The sequence below is a fragment of the Armatimonas sp. genome (genome assembly GCF_043760365.1).
Lineage (GTDB): Bacteria > Armatimonadota > Armatimonadia > Armatimonadales > Armatimonadaceae > Armatimonas.
Genome location: NZ_JAYUPA010000359.1, coordinates 1 through 5,137 on the forward strand (window position 1 = coordinate 1; position 5,137 = coordinate 5,137).

The 5,137-nt window shown below is 55.4% G+C and carries 5 protein-coding genes and 1 pseudogene; 3 read left to right on the forward strand and 3 right to left on the reverse strand.

All coding sequences use genetic code 11. The features are described from left to right. The 3 genes and pseudogenes from ACH2EH_RS08660 to ACH2EH_RS08670 all read right to left on the reverse strand — a co-directional run. Window positions 1-333 (reverse strand): annotated as a pseudogene (locus ACH2EH_RS08660) (hypothetical protein); the annotation flags it as partial. 137 nt (window positions 334-470) lie between these two features. Next, window positions 471-1,196 carry an IS21 family transposase gene (gene istA, locus ACH2EH_RS08665; RefSeq protein WP_395140805.1) on the reverse strand — a complete coding sequence of 242 codons (726 nt, stop codon included), beginning with the start codon at window positions 1,194-1,196 and terminating at the stop codon, window positions 471-473. Continuing rightward, window positions 1,162-2,049, reverse strand: coding sequence for a hypothetical protein (locus ACH2EH_RS08670; RefSeq protein ID WP_395140806.1), 888 nt, complete (start codon window positions 2,047-2,049; stop codon window positions 1,162-1,164). Before ACH2EH_RS08670 ends, istA begins: the two co-directional genes overlap by 35 nt. A 415-nt stretch (window positions 2,050-2,464) precedes the next feature. Here ACH2EH_RS08670 and ACH2EH_RS08675 point away from each other — a divergent pair, with 415 nt between their 5' ends. The 3 genes from ACH2EH_RS08675 to ACH2EH_RS08685 form a co-directional block, all read left to right on the forward strand. Next, entirely contained in the window at window positions 2,465-3,346 is an 882-nt protein-coding gene (locus ACH2EH_RS08675; protein WP_395140808.1) for an ExeA family protein, read from the forward strand. A 341-nt stretch (window positions 3,347-3,687) separates the two neighbouring features. Next, on the forward strand, window positions 3,688-3,906 hold the full coding sequence (locus ACH2EH_RS08680) for a hypothetical protein (protein WP_395140809.1): 219 nt from the start codon (window positions 3,688-3,690) through the stop codon (window positions 3,904-3,906). Between the two features lie 14 nt (window positions 3,907-3,920). Next, window positions 3,921-5,137: hypothetical protein (locus ACH2EH_RS08685; protein WP_395140811.1), on the forward strand; the 1,217-nt coding region annotated here is incomplete at its 3' end.

Genomic DNA, 5,137 nt, shown 5'->3' on the forward strand with positions numbered 1-5,137 from the left:
GACATGGATCTTGGCTTTGCCGGGGCGAAGGCTCGCCCCCAGGGGGATCCCCTCATGATGCGAAGCCACAATCACACAGGCATGAGAGCCTGAAGTGCTCAAAGGATGAAGGGCAAGACGTTCGCCACTGCGATGTACTTGAAGCTCACCGTTGCTCTCACGAAGCAATACTTCCAGACCCGCTACTCGCCAGGGCACAGAATAGCGATTGCCGCGATACGACACGAAGGCATCCCTACTTACCTGGCGAGTCTCTTGAGAAGCATACGGATAGCTGGCTTTGCCAAGCAAGGGCAAAAGGAAGGGCTTCTCTTCCTGCCAATGAGTCAACACGTGGCGGAATGTCGTGCCATGCGTGCGCTCATTGGCCGTCTGCCAGACCCAAGTGCGTAACTGTGCTCGCAGGTCAGTCAAGCCCGTTGCCTCACGAGCGCACAGAAAGCTCTTGCGAATGTAGCCAACTCCATTTTCTACCTTCCCCTTCGTTTGGGGACGATAAGCACGGCAAGCGCGTGGGGTAAATCCCCAGTAGGAGGCGAAGTCAACAAAGAGAGGATGAAAGCGCGTTTCCCCCCGTTCATCGGTACGGTGCGCGGCGCACCTAGCCGTTCCGTTCCCAGCACGACGGTCTTCATTCGGTCATACAGAATCTCACGAGGCACCCCGCCCAGCTCATGAAAGGCGGCTTCGTGCATCCGGAGCAAAGTGGCAATCTTGGTGTCGGTCGTCACATCCACAAACTGAGCGCGGCTATGTCCCAGGGTGAACACAAAGCAATAGAGCGTCTTGCGTCCTTCATCTGTGTCAATATCGCCAATCTCTCCCCAGTCCACCTGTGCCTGGTGGCCGGGGGGAGTCTCGAAGCGTCGAACCGCGACCTGGGCTGCCTGCTCTCGCAAGGGTTGGAGCCAATCGCGCAGAACGGTTATCTTGCCGGTGTAGCCTTCCCCCTTGATTTCCTTGAAGAGGACAACGGCATTCCAAGCTCCTTGACTCATTCTCTTCTGAAGGTAAGGATGGAAGGGTTCCAGTTTGCTACCTTTAGGCAGTCGTGGCCCGTAACGTGGTGTCTTGGGCTCGTCCAGATACTTTCGTATCGTCTTTCTATCAAAGCCGGTCAAGGTGCTGATCTGACTGATGCTCAGCCCCTGTCTTTTGAACTCACTGATGTCTTTCACTTCTCCCCCTCGTAGCATGTCTTCCCCCTAAAGGAAGAGCATGTCTGCTTTGGGCGCGGTGCGCCCGGAATCTAAGGAACCCGACTGAAATCGGGCTCCTCGGGTGGGGAAAATTGCGCGGAGTTTTGGGGATTATACAACCGGTCTTAACAGCATCAAGGGCCTGCTCCGCAATGCGGGTCAAATTCTCGATAATTTCCTGGAGATGCTCTGGCCGTAGTAGGTTCCCCTGTGGTGCCTTAGCTTGTTTTTCGACGTACTGAAGCGCGTTTTGTACCAGGAGAACGTTACCCACTTCAGGGTCTCGATGGCGAACCTCGGCCTCCAGCGCCTCGATCTGAGCGGCCTCTTCCTTCTCGTGGTTCTCTCGATAGAGATAGAGGCTCATCAGTGCCTCACGATAGCGTCCTTGTCGCATCTGCTCCTCGACCAGTAAGCGCAGTCGGCGCAGAATCGGCTTGCTCTGATAAAGAGCCTCCTGTAGACGTAGCGCAATTGCGTCGGAGAGAAAAGTACGGCAGGGGCTCAGTAGGTACATGAGCATCCGATCCCGGCCCAGATGGACTTCGTCCCGGTAGTGCTCACACCAGACAAAGTTCCACCCTTGCAGAAATCGCTCTCTCTGGTACTTCTCCACAGCTTCGAGGAGCTCCTCAACTAGCTCGATACGTGGCACCTGCGAGGAAGTGATCTGAACCAGCCTCCGAAACAGGGCGATATCTACGGTGAAGAGCTTCGGGTTCAGGTATACCTCCCCACCATCTTCTCCACAGAGTCCCTGCCCCGGAGGCACAGGCAGGAGAAACTCTTTTTTGAGCTGCTTCAAGTTCTCCTGAATCGCGTTATAGCCAGAGTCCTTCGAGCGCTTCACAGGTCTGCCCCTTGGATACAGCACCGATGCTACCTTTGTCCGTGGAGCGCGTAGGTCTGGCTGTACGAGCAGGTAAGCCAGGAGGCATTCGGGGAGCGTAGGCTTGCTTGAGGCCCCCAGCCGTGGGGAGAGCCCGCCAAACAAGGAGAACGAAAGCAGTGTCCCACTTGCCTGGGTAGATGAGATAGGAATTTGTAGTTCCGGTGGATAGTGAGTAACCATGCTCTCCTATTTACGGCTCTGCCCACTCTGCTGGCATCCACACTTTTTGAGGAAGCACTCCTGTTTTTTCACGCGGAAAATAGTGAGCTTGACAAGTCACCCAGCCGATAGATATAATCTCGCATCACGCGATTGTAATTAACTTACAAGCGCAACTTTCACACAGAGGGAGACAGGTAGTTTGTCTGGGTACTTGGAACATTTCGGTCTCAAGGTGAAGCCGTTCGCCGCGACCCCTGACCCGCAGTTTGCCTATGGCACGCGGGAGCATCAGCTCGCCGTCGCGAAGATTCAATACGCCGTTGAGGAGCGGCAAGGCATCTTTCTTCTCCAGGGTGAGGTGGGGACCGGCAAAACGACTGTTTCGCAGTTCATGCTCAATGCCTGGCGCGACGATGAGTCCCTTGTCGTTGCTCATATTACCAATCCCTCAGTGCGTACTGCCTCGCAGTTTCTTAGGCTCATTCTGGCACACTTTGGTGAAGAGGCGGCCCATTTCCAGTCAGATAACTGGGATGCTCTCCGGGGCTTTCTTGTGGGCAACTACAAGAGTGGAAAGACCACCGTTCTGGTCATTGATGAGGCCCAGACGATCTCCGCTGAGAACATGGAGACCCTAACCCATATCAGCAACGAACAGACCCAGAAAGATAAGCTGATCCAGATCGTCTTGCTCGCCCAGCCTAATATCGCTCGGAAGCTGACCTACAAGCCAGCGCTTCGGGACAGGATCGCGCATGGCTCGACGCTCAATCCCCTCTCGTTTGAGGATGCAGTAGCGATGATGCGCCACCGAATCCAGGTTGCTGGTGGTGATTTTGACATCCTCTTTCCAGAGGAGCAGCTTCACCGGCGGCTCTATAACATCACGAAGGGAGTACCCAGGCGGCTCTGCATGCTCTGTGACAATGCCTTGCTTAACGCGTTTGCCATGGGAGCAAAAACGGTGGATGACCAAACGATCTCCGATGCTCTTGACGACCTGGCCTTCAAGGGCTGGAAAGAGAGCGAGAACAGCGCTGACCGAGACACAAAATCAACCTCAAAACCAAGTAAGAAAGGCGCGAAGAAATGAGTGGTGGCCTTAAGATGCCTGGTAAGGGGAAGGCAGCTCTGCTGCTATCAGAGCTAAATGCAGAACATGCCCCTCGCCCCGAGGAGATCTCCTCTCCCGTAGCAGAACTAATAGAGAACGAAGAAACTAACGTTACAACGTTACAACGTTACAACGAAGAAACTAACGAACCAACAAACGTTGTAGCGCAGCAACCTGAGAACGCACGAAGTAGCGACACTTCAAACGAAGCAACGACAGAGCGTGAGGGCGCTCCTGCGAAGGTTGCCACGCCCAAACGAACGAAGGGTTCAGGAGAGGGGGCAGCAAGAGCCAACCAGGGGTCGGAACGGGAAGGACGCTTGGCGCGGGCACTGGAGATTGCCGGTGACGATGAGATTGCGGTGGTGACGATCCGGGTGTCCGCCAAGCTGAACAAGTACCTGGACGACTACGTGGAGCGTGTTAACCGACTGGATGCAAAGCGAAAGTACCGCAAGCAAGATGCGATTGCGGAAGCTTTCGCCGCGTTCTACGCCGATCATGTGATGCCGCCCGCTCCTGTGGACGAGGAGCTGTAAGGGAGGATATGGCGATGGCAAACTTTCATGGATTCCAGCGGCTTGAGGCGAACTTCACGCCCACGCCCAACCAGTTCTTCGACGAGATTATTCGCGGAGACTATCCCAAGTGCGTCATCGTCATTGTGGCTGTGCTGATTCGAGAAACCCTTGGCTGGCAGGACAATGTGACCGGAGAGCGGCGAATCGAGGCTGAGCTAGCGCTCTCCCAAATCACCGAGAAAAGCGCCTTATCGATCAACTCGGCCCGTCAAGGCATTCGCGAGGCTATCGCAGCAGGATTCGTCATTGAGACGGCAAGCCACGATAATCGTCATGGGGCACGCTATGCCCTCCGCTGGGCCGATACAGAGCGCCAGAAGGAAGCGATTACCCGCACGCGCCTTGCCACAAGAGATCGCCTTGCAGAGGTAGAGCCCGCTCTCCAAACGGACTTAAATCCTGATGCAGCTATGCCTGATTCTGGAGGTGCAAATTTTGGAGCTCCAAATTTTGGAGGTGCAAAATTTGCACCCACTAAAAGAAAGCGTTCTCCGGAAAAGAAAGATACGAATGTATCTATTAAAGAAACGTTGAACGTTAGCGAAAGCGAGAAACAAGCACCCATACCTCCCCAACGCCCAATGCCCAACGCTCAGGGGAAAGGCATATATGCCATCGCGGAGAAGGAAGTGGCCGAGGTCGTAGCCCTTACCGGGGACTCCGAGAGCCTGAGGCGATTTCAGCAGCTCTGGGAGATCGCTGAAAGGAATGAGTGCTTAGAAGCCTGGAAGGCGGCTCTTCGAGCCGTACAGAGGCGTCTACGGGCATCTGGGCAAGGGACTCTTGAGCGCCCTGGGGCTTATTTCTGCAAGGTCTGTGTGGAGGAGCTAGAAAAGCGCGAGGTCTTTGTTCCCACCAACGCCCAAAAGCAGGCAGATGCAGGGGTTGCTGCCCTCATCCGCCAAGAGATTCTAAGAGATTTCCCGCCTCAACCCGTTGAACTACTTGCCGATGAAGTTGGTCTGCCTCTTCAGCAGGTTCCCCTTGCGAACCCCCTGACTCCCGAGCTGCTAAGTGCCGAGCTTGGGGAGCTGGAGCGACAGGGAGGTAAGGACTCGCAGGATTTCTTGGGGTATGTCGAGGGGGAGAGAAAGCGCTACAAGGGGGAGCTGACGGGCATGCGAGAGAGCGCCCAGCAGCGGCTCCTGGACGTCTTTGATCGTCCAGATCGCCGCCGCGAGCTCTACCG

Bases quoted from the DNA above. Each gene is read 5' to 3' on its own strand.
- istA (WP_395140805.1), bottom strand. From the start codon at position 1,196: ATGCTACGAGGGGGAGAAGTGAAAGACATCAGTGAGTTCAAAAGACAG.